The organism is Roseobacter sp. S87, assembly GCF_055693285.1.
The window spans coordinates 2,685,419-2,700,148 of sequence record NZ_JBVFTR010000004.1; the positions used below are offsets into that span (position 1 = coordinate 2,685,419).

At 57.7% G+C, this 14,730-nt stretch carries 18 protein-coding genes; 5 read left to right on the forward strand and 13 right to left on the reverse strand.

All coding sequences use genetic code 11. From position 1 onward, the window contains the following. Window positions 1–5 precede the first annotated feature (5 nt). Entirely contained in the window at window positions 6–707 is a 702-nt protein-coding gene (locus ACZ1HA_RS14045; RefSeq protein WP_195819692.1) for a response regulator transcription factor, read from the reverse strand. A 356-nt stretch (window positions 708–1,063) separates the two neighbouring features. Between ACZ1HA_RS14045 and ACZ1HA_RS14050 the strand changes: the two genes are divergently transcribed. Continuing rightward, window positions 1,064–2,662 carry a phosphoenolpyruvate carboxykinase gene (locus ACZ1HA_RS14050; protein WP_472714312.1) on the forward strand — a complete coding sequence of 533 codons (1,599 nt, stop codon included), beginning with the start codon at window positions 1,064–1,066 and terminating at the stop codon, window positions 2,660–2,662. 68 nt (window positions 2,663–2,730) lie between these two features. On the opposite strand, the gene ACZ1HA_RS14055 is transcribed toward ACZ1HA_RS14050, so the two are convergent. After that, window positions 2,731–3,447 (reverse strand): hypothetical protein, encoded by a 717-nt coding sequence (locus tag ACZ1HA_RS14055; protein WP_375229950.1) that lies wholly within the window; start codon window positions 3,445–3,447, stop codon window positions 2,731–2,733. Window positions 3,448–3,487: 40 nt separating this feature from the next. Next, a complete protein-coding gene (locus ACZ1HA_RS14060; RefSeq protein ID WP_375229949.1) occupies window positions 3,488–4,354 on the reverse strand; it encodes a LysR family transcriptional regulator in 867 nt (288 codons plus the stop codon). 231 nt (window positions 4,355–4,585) lie between these two features. Here ACZ1HA_RS14060 and ACZ1HA_RS14065 point away from each other — a divergent pair, with 231 nt between their 5' ends. The 4 genes from ACZ1HA_RS14065 (at window position 4,586) to ACZ1HA_RS14080 (ending at window position 7,963) form a co-directional block, all read left to right on the forward strand. Continuing rightward, window positions 4,586–4,945 carry a helix-turn-helix domain-containing protein gene (locus tag ACZ1HA_RS14065; protein ID WP_375229948.1) on the forward strand — a complete coding sequence of 120 codons (360 nt, stop codon included), beginning with the start codon at window positions 4,586–4,588 and terminating at the stop codon, window positions 4,943–4,945. 249 nt (window positions 4,946–5,194) lie between these two features. Next, window positions 5,195–6,880 carry an acyl-CoA dehydrogenase family protein gene (locus ACZ1HA_RS14070; RefSeq protein WP_472714313.1) on the forward strand — a complete coding sequence of 562 codons (1,686 nt, stop codon included), beginning with the start codon at window positions 5,195–5,197 and terminating at the stop codon, window positions 6,878–6,880. A 160-nt stretch (window positions 6,881–7,040) separates the two neighbouring features. Further along, entirely contained in the window at window positions 7,041–7,562 is a 522-nt protein-coding gene (locus tag ACZ1HA_RS14075) for a TetR/AcrR family transcriptional regulator (protein ID WP_472714314.1), read from the forward strand. Further along, entirely contained in the window at window positions 7,559–7,963 is a 405-nt protein-coding gene (locus ACZ1HA_RS14080) for an META domain-containing protein (RefSeq protein ID WP_472714315.1), read from the forward strand. Before ACZ1HA_RS14075 ends, ACZ1HA_RS14080 begins: the two co-directional genes overlap by 4 nt. Here the strand turns inward: ACZ1HA_RS14080 and recO are convergent. The 10 genes from recO to ACZ1HA_RS14130 form a co-directional block, all read right to left on the reverse strand. Beyond that, entirely contained in the window at window positions 7,947–8,672 is a 726-nt protein-coding gene (gene recO / locus ACZ1HA_RS14085; RefSeq protein ID WP_375229944.1) for a DNA repair protein RecO, read from the reverse strand. The genes ACZ1HA_RS14080 and recO overlap by 17 nt on opposite strands. After that, complete coding sequence (locus ACZ1HA_RS14090; protein WP_375229943.1) at window positions 8,672–9,001, reverse strand: DUF1491 family protein; 330 nt, start codon at window positions 8,999–9,001, stop codon at window positions 8,672–8,674. The genes recO and ACZ1HA_RS14090 overlap by 1 nt, the downstream gene beginning before the upstream one ends. Before the next feature lie 33 nt (window positions 9,002–9,034). After that, a complete protein-coding gene (gene era / locus ACZ1HA_RS14095; protein WP_472714316.1) occupies window positions 9,035–9,943 on the reverse strand; it encodes a GTPase Era in 909 nt (302 codons plus the stop codon). Beyond that, window positions 9,940–10,626 (reverse strand): ribonuclease III, encoded by a 687-nt coding sequence (gene rnc, locus ACZ1HA_RS14100; RefSeq protein WP_472714317.1) that lies wholly within the window; start codon window positions 10,624–10,626, stop codon window positions 9,940–9,942. The genes era and rnc overlap by 4 nt, the downstream gene beginning before the upstream one ends. Then, the gene (lepB, locus tag ACZ1HA_RS14105) at window positions 10,623–11,462 is read right to left on the reverse strand and encodes a signal peptidase I (RefSeq protein ID WP_436398642.1); all 840 of its coding nucleotides are present in this window, start codon (window positions 11,460–11,462) and stop codon (window positions 10,623–10,625) included. Before lepB ends, rnc begins: the two co-directional genes overlap by 4 nt. An 81-nt stretch (window positions 11,463–11,543) precedes the next feature. After that, on the reverse strand, window positions 11,544–11,948 hold the full coding sequence (gene acpS, locus ACZ1HA_RS14110; protein ID WP_436398641.1) for a holo-ACP synthase: 405 nt from the start codon (window positions 11,946–11,948) through the stop codon (window positions 11,544–11,546). Window positions 11,949–12,017: 69 nt separating this feature from the next. After that, a complete protein-coding gene (locus ACZ1HA_RS14115) occupies window positions 12,018–12,644 on the reverse strand; it encodes a LysE family translocator (protein ID WP_436398639.1) in 627 nt (208 codons plus the stop codon). Window positions 12,645–12,664: 20 nt separating this feature from the next. Then, entirely contained in the window at window positions 12,665–13,087 is a 423-nt protein-coding gene (locus ACZ1HA_RS14120; RefSeq protein WP_436398637.1) for an ABZJ_00895 family protein, read from the reverse strand. A gap of 154 nt (window positions 13,088–13,241) precedes the next feature. Continuing rightward, window positions 13,242–13,991: a pyridoxine 5'-phosphate synthase gene (locus ACZ1HA_RS14125; RefSeq protein WP_436398635.1), complete on the reverse strand. Its 750-nt coding sequence runs from the start codon at window positions 13,989–13,991 to the stop codon at window positions 13,242–13,244. 12 nt (window positions 13,992–14,003) lie between these two features. After that, a complete protein-coding gene (locus tag ACZ1HA_RS14130; RefSeq protein ID WP_375229938.1) occupies window positions 14,004–14,678 on the reverse strand; it encodes a DUF2062 domain-containing protein in 675 nt (224 codons plus the stop codon). Between the last annotated feature and the right edge of the window lie 52 nt (window positions 14,679–14,730).

Genomic DNA, 14,730 nt, shown 5'->3' on the forward strand with positions numbered 1-14,730 from the left:
GTTACTTATTCTTCGTTATACCTGTAGCCGATACCGTACAGTGTCTCAATTGCCGAGAACTCATCATCCGCCGTCCGCATCTTCTTACGAAGACGCTTGATGTGGCTGTCGATCGTGCGGTCATCGACATAGACCTGATCGTCGTAAGCCACATCCATCAGCTGGTCGCGGGACTTTACAAAGCCCGGGCGTTGAGCCAGCGCCTGAAGCAGCAGGAATTCCGTCACAGTCAGAGAAACGTCCTTGCCCTTCCAGCTGACAGCATGGCGCAGCGGATCCATCCGCAGGTCACCACGTTCCATCACCTTGGTTTCTTCGCTGTCAGCAACCACGTCGCCGGCAACCGCATCCTGGCGCCGCAGAAGTGCGCGGATACGTTCTACCAGCAGGCGCTGTGAAAACGGCTTTTTGACGTAGTCATCCGCGCCCATCCTCAGGCCCAGAACCTCGTCAATTTCGTCGTCCTTGGACGTCAGAAAGATCACCGGCATCGCGGTTTTCTGGCGCAAACGCTGCAACAGATCCATGCCGTCCATCCGCGGCATCTTGATATCCAGAACTGCCATGTCCGGCAGTTTTTTGTTAAACGCGTCAAGCGCGGCCTGACCGTCGTTGTAAGTCTCAACCTCGAAACCTTCGGCCTCAAGCGTCATCGAAACGGACGTCAGGATGTTCCTGTCGTCGTCAACAAGCGCGATTTTAGACATTACCTGTTTCCTTGTACTGCTCGTTTCTTGGGTTTTTGGAAATATTCACCATCTTTCACCCTATCGAATCAATCGTTAACTGCGAATCAGTGCAGCACCTGGGCGCAATTGGGGCATAATTTGGTTACGGATGGCTAAATTGCCGCACATTGTTGACGGCTTCGTTAAAATGATAGCGCCCACATAAACCATGTCCGCAACTTCATCCGACAAAGTTCACAATGGTGGCGCTAACTCCCTGAAAGCGTCCTGTTCAGGACACAAAACGTCATGTTAAGAGCCCGTGTGGGTGTGGATAAGCCGTTCGCACAGTTTCAGTTTCCTGCCGCACAGGCAGCACATCAGGAGAGAGCGTAATGACACATGGGCGCGTCAACCCGGACTTCAGACTGGAAGATCAGGGGATAAGGGGCCTTGGAAATGTCTATTACAACCTGATGGAACCCGACCTGATCGAGAACGCTCTGTCACGTGGCGAAGGACGCCTGGGCAAAGGCGGGACGTTTCTTGTCACCACCGGAAAATTCACCGGCCGGTCCCCTAAAGACAAGCACGTGGTCAAAACCGACAGTGTTGCCGATACAATCTGGTGGGACAACAATGCTTCCATGTCGCCGGAGGGCTTTGATGCCCTGCATTCAGATATGCTCACACACATGGAAGGCCGGGACTATTTTGTTCAGGACCTTGTTGGCGGCGCTGACCCCAAACATGCAATCAATGTGCGGATGGTTACGGAGCTGGCGTGGCATGGCCTTTTTATCCGCCATATGCTGCGCCGCCCTGATCTTGAGGACCTCGACGAGTTCACCGCAGATTTCACCGTGATCAACTGCCCCAGCTTTCAGGCGGATCCGAAGAAGCACAACTGCCGCTCTGAAACCGTGATAGCGATGAACTTTGACAAAAAGCTTATCCTGATCGGTGGCACCGAATACGCCGGCGAGAATAAGAAATCCGTCTTTACGCTGCTGAACTACCTGCTGCCGGAACAGGGCGTGATGCCAATGCACTGCTCTGCCAATCACGCGAACGGCAACCCGGTCGACGCCGCGGTTTTCTTTGGTCTCTCGGGCACCGGGAAAACAACTCTGTCGGCCGATCCGTCCCGGACACTGATCGGGGATGACGAGCATGGCTGGTCAGACACCGGTACGTTCAATTTCGAGGGTGGCTGTTACGCAAAGACCATCAACCTCAGCGCAGAAGCAGAACCGGAAATCTACGCAACCACCGAGAAGTTCGGTACGGTCATTGAAAACATGATCTATGACGAAGAGACGCGGGAACTGGATTTTGACGACGACAGCCTGACCGCGAACATGCGCTGCGCCTACCCGCTGCACTATATATCAAACGCTTCTGAGGCAGCGCGCGGCGGGCATCCGAAGAATATCATCATGCTGACCTGCGACGCATTTGGTGTTCTGCCTCCGATCTCGCGCCTGACACCTGCTCAGGCGATGTATCACTTTCTGTCCGGCTTCACATCAAAGGTTGCAGGTACAGAGCGCGGCGTGACCGAACCGGAGCCGACTTTCTCCACCTGTTTTGGCGCACCCTTTATGCCGCGACGCCCGGAGGTTTACGGCAACCTTCTGCGCGAAAAAATCGCCACACACGGGGCCACGTGCTGGCTTGTGAATACGGGCTGGACCGGCGGAGCTTATGGCACAGGCAGCCGTATGCCGATCAAAGCAACACGCGGCCTGCTGACCGCGGCGCTGGACGGATCGCTCGCCGATGCAGAATTCCGCAAGGACCCGAATTTCGGTTTCTCAGTGCCGGTAGACGTAAAAGGCGTGCCCAGCATTCTGCTCGATCCACGGCGGACCTGGGACAACCCGGAAGCCTACGACCGTCAGGCAGCCAAACTGGTGAAGATGTTCTCGGATAACTTCGCGCAGTATCTGCCGTTCATCGACGAGGATGTGCGCGCAGCGGCTATCAGCTGACACGCTGCTGACTGATAACCCACAGGTACCGCCCGCCGCTGCCATCAGCCGGCGGGCGGATTTGCTTATCAGGCCGCCATGTCCAGAATATCTGACAGCGGCATATCCAGCAGGAAGCGGATGTCGTCACGGCCGACATAGACCAGATAGCCTTCCAGCGGGTTTTCATTATTCTTAATGTACCAGCGCAGCGCACTTGGCTCCATGTGCATATATCCGTGGCGCGCGGGGAAGCCTTTGAAGACAACTGTCCGCTCCATGAAGCCAAAAATGTAGTCCGGATCGTACATCTGCAGTCCGAGCAGGAAAGCGTACCGCCCAAGGATGTAGGAAAGACCCGTTCCGCGGTACTGTCCGGGCTCGCCGCCCATCCAGAATTCGCCATGGTAACAGACCTGCCCCTTGATACGCTGGGCGCCAGGACCGGCTCTGTAGCGGGAGCGCTGCATGTCAATATCGAGGCAGGACGGCGGGTAATCGACAAAGCGGTGACGCAGATAATCCGACAGATAGCCGCCGCGCAGGTCCACACAGCGCATTGCCTGGGTATGCATGATTGTTCCATTACCGTCCCGTCCCGCAATCCAGAAGGAATTTGCAGGAGTCATAGGCTGGAGATCCGGGTTCAGAGGCGCACCCAGAGTGTGTCCCGGACGGGCCTCAGCAAGTATCTCGCGATACTCGTCAAAGTCGTGTCCGACCTGAAGTTCTATACCGTGCTCGTTCAGCAAACTTGAGCTGCTGGCCAGGAACCGTGTTCCGTCCTGAAAGGTGTGCAGGGTCATTAGGGGTTCTCCTCTGATGGCATTACCATCACAGGTTAACCTAATTTATCATTGCCTGCTCGTATTTTACGCAGGACGGGTCGAAAGCCACCTGCGAGTCCAGCGGCGCCATATCCAGGACACCGGGATCAAGCCCGGGTATATTGATTTCGCGTGACCGGTCCAGCACCGCAATCAGCGCGAAACTCCCGTCCGGGAAAGCACCTCCCAGCAAAAGTCTGTGATAAGCTGTCGGCACAAGATCACCGCCTGGCATGCGCGGGACCTGTGTAAATATCTGATCTAAGCGACATCCTCCTGTTGTTTTAACGTCTTTGTAAGGCAGATCGAGCATCAGTGCGAAATCCTGACCACCCGGAAACTGGCCGATCGGCCGGCCGATACTGCTCCGGGCGTTCGTCCAGCCAAACCAGATTGAGTAAAATGACTTTTCGCCCATTTCCACACAGATCCAGCCGGTCGGCGATTCTCTGTAGACCATCAGATAGGGGCGGATATGCGCCATATTTTCGTGTTCAATATGGCCGCCGCTCATAGTCCAGGCGCGGAACGCCTCGCGGAACAGAATGTTTTCCGGCTTCCAGATCACGTCGATTCGCTGCTGATGCTGATGGAAACTCCAGCCGTTTGGCTGACTGTGAGACAACGTCAGCAACCCGCTGAGGTGATTCATATCGCCGCTGAGCCAGGCATTGCCCCGCGCCAGAATCTCCTGAGCCGCAGGCAGCGCCTGCTCGCCGGCTTCTGTCAGACGGTACTGACGATCCTCGATTGCGAACAGCTCAACACCCTTCGCCTCCTCCAGCAAGGCGATGTGACGGCGCACTGTCTGGCGCGTGCTGCCCAGTTCCCGAACCGCATGGCTGAGGTTCAGGGTTCTCGCCAGAGTAGTAAAAGAACGGATCATCTCATGCAGAAGGCTATGAGATTCCGCAGTCTTTCTGGCGACCGGGGCAGACTCGGTTGGCTTCATAATCTCGTTCATTACGCACAATGGTAAATAAATCACCCACCAATGCAACATTTTTCACCCATCAACTGAACATTTTTAGTCAAAAAAAATAAAAGGTAGTCAGTTGATCGAAACGCCATTTCCCGCGAAGAGAGTAGTCAGTCTCAACCAGAGGTGTTAAAAAGTATGTCCCATCCTGTAGATGTTCATGTTGGAAGAAAGCTCAAACAGATCCGCACGATCCGTCGTCTGTCTCAGACTGACGTTGCGCGCGAGCTGAGCCTCTCTTTCCAACAAATTCAGAAATATGAAATCGGCTCCAATCGTATTGCCGCCAGCCGGCTTTACGAACTGTCGAGAATTCTGGACGTTCCAACGTCATATTTCTTTGAAGGCCTTGATGCTTCGGAAGAAGCTGAAAAGGGTCGCGATCCCAGCATGGAGATCGTGACCGCGCTCGCCGCAATTCGCGACGACACTGTAAAAACCCGGATCGTCACGTTCATTGAGGACGTGTCCGGTGTGACTGTTGCCCGTCAGGGATAAGGGGGAATCGGCCCTGAGCCTGATTCCTGAGTTACGAGTGAGAAGCCGATGTACCGTGCCAGAAAGGCCGGTAGATCGGTTTTTTTTCGTCTGAGGGTCAGGTACCCTGGACACTGAGCGTTGCATCGCAGCAAATTCGCCAGTTTCCTTGCGTAATTTTCATACAAAATGCCGCACCACAATGTATTTTTGTTGCGCTGCACCTGCAAAGTACCTAGACCACAACAGGACCGCAGGAGGATGTTTGAAATGGCCCATGACGGACAGGACCCGGTAGGAAGCCCCGAAGTACTGCTCGCTGATCTTATGACGCTGACAGCCGGAGCTCTCCCGGCAATCGACAGCATACTCGAAACAGCGCGGGATCGTGTAAGGAACCTCGTGGCACCGGACGGCCGGGTTTCGGGCACGCTGGTCGAGCAGCATCAGACAGCTGCGCATGGTCTTGCGTGGCTGGCCACCTATGTGCAGTCGCTGCATCAGATGCAGAAATGGGCAGAGGGCCTCCAGGCGGAGGGAAAGTTCAACGAGACCGAACAGCTGATCCTGCAGATCGCTTTCGGTGAATACCTCTGGCAGATTTATGGCGGCATCCAGATGAACCAGGGCGAGGTCCTGCGCCTGCAGGATCTGGGTCTTGGCCAGCAGGACATGCGCGCGATGATGGAGCCATTCGTCATGACGCTCACGCAACATGGCAACACCCAGGCGGCGCGTACACGCCTTGTCGACCTGATGCAGGAACATGCCGCCAACATCATGGTGGGCGCGTCCGGCCTGGATGATGAACTGGAGATGATCCGCGAGCAATTCCGCCGCTACGCCGTCGAAAAGGTCGAGCCCTTTGCCCATGAATGGCACCTCAAAGACGAACTTATACCTATGGACGTCATCGAGGAACTCGCAGAAATGGGCGTTTTCGGTCTGACGATACCGGAAGAATACGGCGGCTTCGGCCTGTCAAAGGCGTCGATGTGTGTGGTTTCCGAAGAATTGTCCCGCGGTTACATCGGCGTGGGCTCGCTGGGAACGCGCTCAGAAATCGCCGCAGAGCTGATCATCGCCGGAGGCACGCAGGAGCAGAAAGAGAAATGGCTGCCGCGTCTCGCTTCGGCTGAAACGCTGCCGACTGCCGTGTTCACAGAGCCAAATACCGGGTCTGATCTGGGAAGCCTGCGCACCCGCGCCGTGCGGGACGGAGATGATTACCGGATTACAGGCAACAAGACGTGGATCACCCACGCGACCCGCACGCAGATCATGACGCTGCTCGCACGCACGGGCCCGGAGACAACAGACTACAAAGGGTTGTCGATGTTCATTGCGGAAAAAACACCAGGCGATGATGAGAACCCCTTCCCGACCGAAGGCATGACCGGCGGCGAGATTGAGGTTCTGGGCTACCGCGGGATGAAGGAGTACGAACTGGCGTTCGACAATTTCTTTGTCAAAGGCGAAAATCTGCTCGGCGGCGAGGAAGGCAAGGGCTTCAAGCAACTGATGGAGACCTTTGAGTCGGCGCGTATCCAGACGGCAGCCCGCGCGATCGGTGTGGCCCAGTCCGCGCTGGACATCGCGATGCAATACGCTCAGGACCGCAAACAATTTGGCAAATCGCTGATCTGCTTTCCCCGGGTTTCAGGTAAACTGGCAATGATGGCAGTGGAGATCATGATCGCCCGTCAGTTGACGTATTTCTCGGCTTTCGAAAAGGATGAAGGACGGCGGTGCGACGTCGAGGCCGGCATGGCCAAGCTGCTGGGTGCACGTGTTGCCTGGGCCGCTGCGGACAACGGCCTGCAGATACACGGCGGCAATGGTTTCGCGCTCGAATACAAGATCAGCCGTGTCCTCTGCGACGCGCGTATCCTGAACATCTTTGAGGGTGCTGCTGAAATCCAGGCACAGGTCATCGCCCGGCGAATCCTGAGCTGACGCTTAACGAACGCAGATTCTGCCCCTGAGCACCGCCTCAGGGGCGGTCCCGTTGCTGCAACGCATCATTCTTACGCTGCGCCGCGGCGAAACGTCCCGTATTGCGCGAATGGCCGCCCATCAGCTTGCGGATCACCTTCCGGCTTTTTAAGGCTGTGGTATGAAACGTACCCGCCTGAACCGTCAGTCCTGGATTGATGCCGGCCTCCGGGCACTGGTGGCCGAAGGGCCGACAGCGCTGGCCGCAGAACCGCTGGCCCGTCAGCTCGGTACGACCAAAGGTTCCTTTTACTGGCATTTCAAAGACGTACCGGATTTCCAGAAAGCCGTGATCAGGGACTGGCAGGGCCGTGCGTTTGCGGATGTCGTCGATGCCTTGGCGGAGGACGGCAATGCAGAACAGCGTCTGCGCCGGTTTGGCAAACGCGTTCTCGCCGACAAACAGGATCCGGCCCTGCGCACATGGGCGCGTACCGATAAAACCGTCGCGCGCGCGCTGGCACAGGTCGATGCGGAACGCCTGACGTATCTTGGCAACCTGCTGAGGCAGCTTGGGATCACAAACCCTGAATTTGCGCAAAGCGCCCTCGCGACGATGATCGGCCTGCCTCAGATCGGCGGCAGGACACATCCGGCCCAGGCATTCGACACCCTTGCCGATCTGGTCGTCGCTCTGCAATGACCTCGCGCGTACTTCTTCTGGCTGCAGCGGGTGCACTGGTTTTTGCAGCCTCCTGCCGGAAAGATGAAACGGTTGCGGCTTACGGTGCCTCCGAAAGGTTGTGGACACTGGCAGAGATAGACGGAGAACCCTTTAGCGCGAATGCTACGCTGATCTTCCCGGAAGCGGGCAAAATCGCCGGCAACGCGCCCTGTAACAGCTATTCCGCCAGTATGACCGTTCCCTACCCCTGGTTTGAAACAGGTCCTGTTGCGGCAACTCGCATGGCCTGTCCTGATCTGGCCGCCGAAACCCGTTTTTTCGCCGCGCTGGATGAAATGACCCTGTCAGAAGTGTTGGGCGACACGCTGATTCTGTCGACGCCGGAAGGCCGCAAAATGGTGTTCAGATCCGACGGCTGAACAGATCAACAAACCGCGCGCGGGCGTCGGGAAGCGGCTTGTCACCAAGATCCCGCGCAAGATGTTGCGTCAGAAAATACCCGGTGGTCACAAAGCTGTCGGCGATCTCCTGATCCGGTGCATTGCCTGTACCGCGCAGGACCGGCGGCAGCGGCAAAAGGCGATCAGCCCATTCCCCTGCCGCGCCCCGCGACACAGCACGCCCGGATTTAGGAGACACGTATATCAGGTCTTCCTGCGTTCCCGTCACCGCGCAACGATCCAGTTCCAGCGCATAGCCCATTTCGTGCAACAGCCGGACTTCCCATTTCAGGTAGGCCAGCGGCCAAAGGTCCGGCTGGTCCAGCAGATCCAGCAGTTGCTCTGTATGACGATACAGTTCCGGATGTGGTTCCCGCTCTGGCAGACAGAACCCCAGCAACCCCGTGACGGCATTCAGCCCGGCCAGTGCCAGACGTTCACCAAGCGCGGAAGCTGCCCGGCTGCGCACCGGTTCAACACGGAAACTGCCGATGTGATCCTCAAGCCTTGCCTGCCACACAAGGTCAAGCTGGGCACCCGGTTGCAGATGTGGCGCAATTTTACGGCTGGTCCCACCGCGCACCACGCCGGCGTGCCTGCCGTGGTCGGGTGTAAAGACTTCAATGATCGCAGATGTTTCGCCATGGCGGCGGGTGCTCAGCAAAATCCCCTGATCCCGCCACTCCATCAGACCATCCCGGGCTGGTCCAGCAGATGTCGGCCCTGCCGGTCTTCTACTTCGATGACCCAGATGTCCGGGTCAAAACCGCGCTGGCGCGCTACCGCGCCGTCAACATCCGCCTCTGACCCTGCACAAAGCGCTGACCACGCCTGTTTGTCCTCCAGAAGATCCCAGGTGCGGTGGAAAAGCTTTGCGCCACCATCCAGCGTGTTCAGCTTGACCAGAACTGCCCCCGCCGTGTCATCGCCATGCGCCACGACGAACGCAGGAATATCAGCCCCCCGCAACCGCGTAAGATAGGCATCGACCCAGAAACGTGCCGTCAGCCGCGCCATCAGATGTCACGCCCGCTGAAAAACGTCGGATGATCAGTCGTTACCATCCCTGAACTCCAGACCCATCTCCGAATAGCGCTCGGCTTCATCCAGCCAGTTGGGACGGACCTTAACCTGAAGAAACAGGTGCACCCGCCGTCCCAGAAATTCCTCAAGCTCTTCGCGCGCCGCCTTCGATACTGCTTTGATCGTCTCACCTTTGTGACCCAGAACGATCCCCTTATGACCGTCGCGCACCACATAGATCAGCTGGTCAATCCGGGCCGACCCATCCTTGCGCTCTTCCCACTTTTCAGTTTCGACGGTGAGCTGATAGGGCAGTTCCTGGTGCAGACGCAGTGTGAGTTTTTCACGTGTCATTTCCGCCGCGATCATCCGCATCGGCAAATCGGCAATCTGGTCTTCCGGATAGAGAAACGGCCCCTCGGGCAGCTCCACGGCCAGCCATATCCGCAGATCGTCAACACCGTGTCCCCGTTCTGCCGAGATCATGAAGGTTCCCGCGAAGGCGTACCGGCTGTTGAGATCCTGACTGAGAGCCAGCAAGGTTTCGGCAGGCACCCGGTCTATCTTGTTGATCGCGAGCGCTACGGCCCGCCCTTCGCCGATATCCGCAAGCCCCTCCAGGATGCGCTCAACGCCTTCGGTCACGCCGCGATGCGCCTCGATCATAAGCACGATGACATCCGCATCCGCAGCACCGCCCCAGGCGGCCGCGACCATAGCCCGGTCAAGCCGGCGGCGGGGCTGGAAAAGACCTGGCGTATCAACAAAAACGATCTGGCTCTGACCCTCCATCGCGACGCCCCGGATGCGCGCACGCGTGGTCTGTACCTTGTGCGTGACAATGGACACTTTGGCACCCACCATGCGGTTCAGAAGCGTAGACTTGCCCGCGTTCGGTTCACCGATCAGGGCCACAAAACCTGCGCGCGTTGTCATTTCGATTTCTCCACTTCGGCCAAAAGAGCGGCAGCGGCGGCCTGCTCCGCCTGACGCTTTGACCCTGCACGGGCATCCTGGCTGGCGCCGTTCTCCAGGCTCGCGAGGATTGTAAACTGGGGGGCATGATCCGGGCCGGTACGTGCCGTTTCCGTATAGACTGGTGGCCTCAGCCCCCGTGCTTGCGCCCACTCCTGCAATGCTGTTTTCGCGTCCCGGGCATCTTTTTCAACCTCGTGCACGCGGGCGCCCCAGAGGCGCAGAACCGTCTCCTTGGCAATGCTGAAACCCGCATCTAGGTAAATCGCGGCAATAACGGCCTCGATCCCGTCACCGAGAAGTGCCTGTTTGCGCCGTCCTCCGGACAGCATTTCGGACCGCCCCAGCCTCAGGACTGCCCCCAGATCAATATCACGGGCGACATCGGCACAGGTTTCCTTGCGAACCAGCGCATTGAAGCGCGGCGCCAGCTGTCCTTCGGATGCTTTGGGGTCCAGTTCCAGCAGCGCTTCGGCCATGACAAGGCCCAGAACACGATCGCCAAGGAATTCCAGACGCTGGTTATCGTCCCGGGTGGCAGATGACATTGACGCGTGCGTTACCGCCTGGGCCAGCAGTTCAGGCCGGGAAAAGACGTGGCCCAACCGGTCCTGAAAGGCCCGCAGTTCGGCCGAGAGCTTCACTCGACTGCCTTAAAGAAACGGTCTCCGCGCCATGTCCAGAAAAACAGCATCGACCGGCCACCCGAAGAAAACATGATGCGGTCTGCACGTCCGATCAGGTTTTCGTAGGGAACGAAACCGACGCCCTGGACCTGCTGGGCCAGGCGGCTGTCTGCTGAATTGTCGCGGTTGTCACCGACGAAGAAATAATGCCCCTCAGGAACGGTGTAGATCCCCGTGCGGTCGGAGGACTGAGGACCAATGTCCAGAACGGTGTGCCGTGAGCCGTCCGGCAGCGTTTCAATCGCCCGCGTCTTGAGACAGGCGCCACCGTCACCCACAGGGCCGTTCGAGCAGCGCGGGCGGCGGCCTTCGGGTCCCTGAGGCTCCATGAGTTCCTCAAAGGTACCAGCCGGTTCCTGCGGCAGCACCTCACCGTTCAGAACAATCAGCCCGTCCTGCATCTGGATCTTGTCACCGGGAAGTCCGATCAGGCGTTTGATATAGTCACGCCCCGACACCGGATGACGGAAGACGACTACGTCACCCCTCTCCGGGTCCCCGCCGAGGATGCGTGTGTTGTCCCCGTCCAGAAAGCCACAGATGTTTTTGGCGTCTATATCGACACCGAAACGCGGCATATACAGGCTGGGACAGGACGCATAGGAATACCCGTACGCCATCTTGTTCACGAACAGGAAATCACCGACCAGCAGGGTCTCTTTCATGGAGCCGGACGGGATCCAGAAGGGCTGGAAGAACAGGGTGCGGAAAACACCTGCAATCAAAAGCGCATAAACAATTGTTTTAACCGTCTCGACAAAGGCGTTCTGCGGTTTCTTTTCTTTGGCTGCCATGTGGCGGATTCCTGAATGGTTTGGGCCGTAATGCGCAGGCAGACCGGGCAAGTCAAGGCAATCACCGGTCACACGTCCGTATCAGGCGGTGCGCGGTCGCGCCTCAATCACAACGAAGGCCTGCGCCCAGGGGTGATCATCGGTCAGGGTCACGTGAATAATCGCTTCATGGCCGTCTGGCGTCATTTCGGCAAGCCGGTCAGCCGCCCACCCTGTCACCTGCATCACCGGCTGGCCGCTGCGCAGATTGCTGACAGCCATATCCTTCCACGAAATGCCCATGGCGAGCCCCGTGCCCAGTGCTTTTGAGCAGGCTTCCTTAGCGGCCCAGCGTTTGGCGTATGTTCCTGCAACATCCTTTCGGCGTTCCGCCTTGCGCTGTTCTGTTTCCGTGAAAACGCGGTTTTTGAATCGATCACCAAAGCGGTCCAGAGTGCCCTGTATCCGTTCAATGTTCGCGAGATCGGTTCCGATACCGAGGATCATAGTGCGCCCTTCGCCTGCCTGCGGTCTTGTAGCGTGGGATGTCGCCAGAGAAAACAGCCGCGCGCTGTATCAGACAAGGCGCGCCGTCAATATCCGCACCCCGGCGAACCCGAACAGAAGACCAAAAGCCAGATCAAAGACGCGGCGCGCACGGGCATACCCCCGCGCGACCGGCCCCCAGGAGAAAAGCATCGCGTAGCCAAGGAAGACAATGCAGGAGCAACAGAAGAGTGCCGCAAAGAGGCTCCAGACATCGGTGGGCCCGGCATTCTGCGGAAGGGCTATAGCATAGATCGCCCCCCAGCCGAGAACAGCTTTCGGGTTCATCAGATGAAGCAGCATCCCCCGGCGGAACAGCCGTGCACGTGGCACGTCAGGCGCAGCGATACTGTTGCGGAGGCCTGCCGAGCGCAGCGACCGGACAGCAAGCCAGAAGAGATAGGCCGCACCGGCATAGCGCAGAAATTCAAACAGCCAGACGTTTGCCATCATGACGGCCGAAAACCCCATGGCAGCGGCAATGCCCCAGGACGCAGAGCCTGCGAGGATACCTGAGGCTATTGTCAGACCGGCAAGGCGACCCTGCTGCATGGAAGTGCCGGAGATTGCCAGCGTCGCCGGACCCGGACTTCCGCCGGCAATCATCCATCCGATCAGTATGACCGAGAGCGGAATAAGCGTTTCTGCCGATTCCATGGGACAAATGCCTCTCAACCTTAAGGAGTGTAGCGATCCAGAACAATTTTGAGTCCCGCTTCGTAGCTGAAGCGTACCGCAATACAGGCCACGACTGCCAGTGCAACAAGCGCGAGGGCAAAATTCATCGGCTCAATCTGCCCCAAAACAGCGACATGGTGCGGTGAAAAAATGCGGAAAAGGGCGTAAATCGCGTCCAGCACCAGCACGGCCATAGCCGTCATACTGAGGGCCGCGAGCCAAATCGTATCGCGTTGAGGCCTTTTTTTATGGGATTTTGCGTAATTCTGCCCCTCAAGCAGGGCGGCAAGAACAAGACAGGCGAAAGGGACGGGGCTCAGACTTATGCTGAGACCAGAAACAATAAACACAATCTGAGCAATTACCGCCACAGCGGCGAGAGAGAGAATCATGGTCAGACAGAATCGGATGGGGCGGAACATTGTGAAAACCTTAAAGAAAAATCTATAAGCGCAACCTAGGGGAGAAATGTGTCAACTTCTGGGCAAAAGTTGCCACATTTCTGCCACAATGCGGAAATCCGCCTGGCGCTCTCGTAATACGGGTAGGCCACACCCGTAAAACTGTAACCGAAGCCTAGGTACGCGCCTCGTCCATAAGCCGGCGCATCTCCGAGATTGCCGGTCCAAGTCCAAGAAAAATGCTCTCCCCGATCAGGAAGTGCCCGATGTTCAGTTCCATCACCTCCGGGAATGCGGCAACCGGTGTGACCGTGTCATAAGTCAGACCGTGTCCCGCGTGCACTTCCAGCCCGAGGCTGTGCGCAAAGGCGGACATTTCGCGCAGCGCATTCAGTTCGCGGTCGCGTGCTTCCTGATCATCTTCTGCGTGGGCGTCGCAATAGGCCCCGGTGTGCAGTTCTATTACCTGCGCCCCGATACGGTGCGCGGCCTCAATCTGGCGTTTGTCCGCGGCGATGAATATGGACACGCGGCATCCGGCATCCCGCAGTGGCGCAATGAAATGGGCGAGACGGTTTTCCTCGCGCGCGACTTCCAGGCCACCCTCAGTGGTGCGCTCTTCCCGCTTCTCCGGCACAATACAAACCGCGTGCGGTCTGTGTCGCAAAGCAATTTTCTGCATTTCATCTGTCGCGGCCATCTCAAAATTCAGCGGCACAGACAGAACGTCCATAAGACCTTCGATATCCGCATCCGAGATATGACGGCGGTCCTCGCGCAGGTGTGCGGTAATCCCGTCCGCCCCCGCCTCTTCAGCAATACGCGCTGCCCGCAACGGATCAGGATAGGCGCCGCCGCGCGCATTCCGGACTGTGGCCACGTGATCAATGTTTACGCCAAGGCGCAGTTTTCCAGCAAAAGACATACGTCCCCCTTTTTATTCCCCGGCTGAATGATGTTCCGCTTTGCGCTTGGCATCCGCTTTTGCCGCGGCTTTCGCCTTGAGAGCGTCAAACTTGGCTTTTATGGCGCCTTTCCGGCGCTTCTGATACGCCCTTATGAGCGGCACAGAAAGATAATAACACAGCGTCGCAAAGAAGATACCCGGAAGAACACCGCCCACCATATAGGGGAAAAAAATCTCGTCATAAAATACGTGCCATCCGCTCCAGTCGGCCGTGTCATCCGTGAACAGAGCTTTGAAGTTGTCTTTGAGGTCCGCGCCCGCATCCACGAATTTACCGCCGAAGGAACGGTGCATCCCTTCGTCTACTGTATCACCCAGAAGCCAGTGGCCGGTTGACAGCGCTGCGACCCCAATCGGCACATAGGTCAGCGGGTTGCCAAAGAAGGTCGCCATCAGCGACGCGATCACATTTCCGCGCATTACGGTCGCAAGACCGGCCGCAATAAAGAAATGAAATCCGTAGAACGGTGTGAATGAGGCAAAAACACCTGCCCATATGCCGCGCGCGATGCGTTCAGGGCTATCGGGCAGACGCCGCATCCGGTGCTTCACATAGTGAAACGCCCGTGCCCAGCCTCCGCGCGGCCACAGAAACTCAAGCAGGGCACGGGGCCAGCTTTTGGGATCTCTGCGTTTAAAGACCAAGCGGTGGTGTCCTCATTTCATCGACTGCGTGGCGACCATGACAGATCATAGT

Excerpts from the sequence above, each read along its gene's own strand:
- era (WP_472714316.1), bottom strand. The coding sequence starts at position 9,943 with ATGACAACGCGCGCAGGTTTTGTGGCCCTGATCGGTGAACCGAACGCG.
- ACZ1HA_RS14075 (WP_472714314.1), top strand. The coding sequence starts at position 7,041 with ATGAAACGTACCCGCCTGAACCGTCAGTCCTGGATTGATGCCGGCCTC.
- lepB (WP_436398642.1), bottom strand. The coding sequence starts at position 11,462 with ATGGCAGCCAAAGAAAAGAAACCGCAGAACGCCTTTGTCGAGACGGTT.
- ACZ1HA_RS14065 (WP_375229948.1), top strand. The coding sequence starts at position 4,586 with ATGTCCCATCCTGTAGATGTTCATGTTGGAAGAAAGCTCAAACAGATC.
- ACZ1HA_RS14080 (WP_472714315.1), top strand. The coding sequence starts at position 7,559 with ATGACCTCGCGCGTACTTCTTCTGGCTGCAGCGGGTGCACTGGTTTTT.
- ACZ1HA_RS14115 (WP_436398639.1), bottom strand. The coding sequence starts at position 12,644 with ATGGAATCGGCAGAAACGCTTATTCCGCTCTCGGTCATACTGATCGGA.
- ACZ1HA_RS14050 (WP_472714312.1), top strand. The coding sequence starts at position 1,064 with ATGACACATGGGCGCGTCAACCCGGACTTCAGACTGGAAGATCAGGGG.
- recO (WP_375229944.1), bottom strand. The coding sequence starts at position 8,672 with ATGGAGTGGCGGGATCAGGGGATTTTGCTGAGCACCCGCCGCCATGGC.
- ACZ1HA_RS14070 (WP_472714313.1), top strand. The coding sequence starts at position 5,195 with ATGGCCCATGACGGACAGGACCCGGTAGGAAGCCCCGAAGTACTGCTC.
- ACZ1HA_RS14090 (WP_375229943.1), bottom strand. The coding sequence starts at position 9,001 with ATGGCGCGGCTGACGGCACGTTTCTGGGTCGATGCCTATCTTACGCGG.
- ACZ1HA_RS14045 (WP_195819692.1), bottom strand. The coding sequence starts at position 707 with ATGTCTAAAATCGCGCTTGTTGACGACGACAGGAACATCCTGACGTCC.
- ACZ1HA_RS14120 (WP_436398637.1), bottom strand. The coding sequence starts at position 13,087 with ATGTTCCGCCCCATCCGATTCTGTCTGACCATGATTCTCTCTCTCGCC.
- ACZ1HA_RS14060 (WP_375229949.1), bottom strand. The coding sequence starts at position 4,354 with ATGATCCGTTCTTTTACTACTCTGGCGAGAACCCTGAACCTCAGCCAT.
- ACZ1HA_RS14055 (WP_375229950.1), bottom strand. The coding sequence starts at position 3,447 with ATGACCCTGCACACCTTTCAGGACGGAACACGGTTCCTGGCCAGCAGC.
- acpS (WP_436398641.1), bottom strand. The coding sequence starts at position 11,948 with ATGATCCTCGGTATCGGAACCGATCTCGCGAACATTGAACGGATACAG.
- ACZ1HA_RS14125 (WP_436398635.1), bottom strand. The coding sequence starts at position 13,991 with ATGTCTTTTGCTGGAAAACTGCGCCTTGGCGTAAACATTGATCACGTG.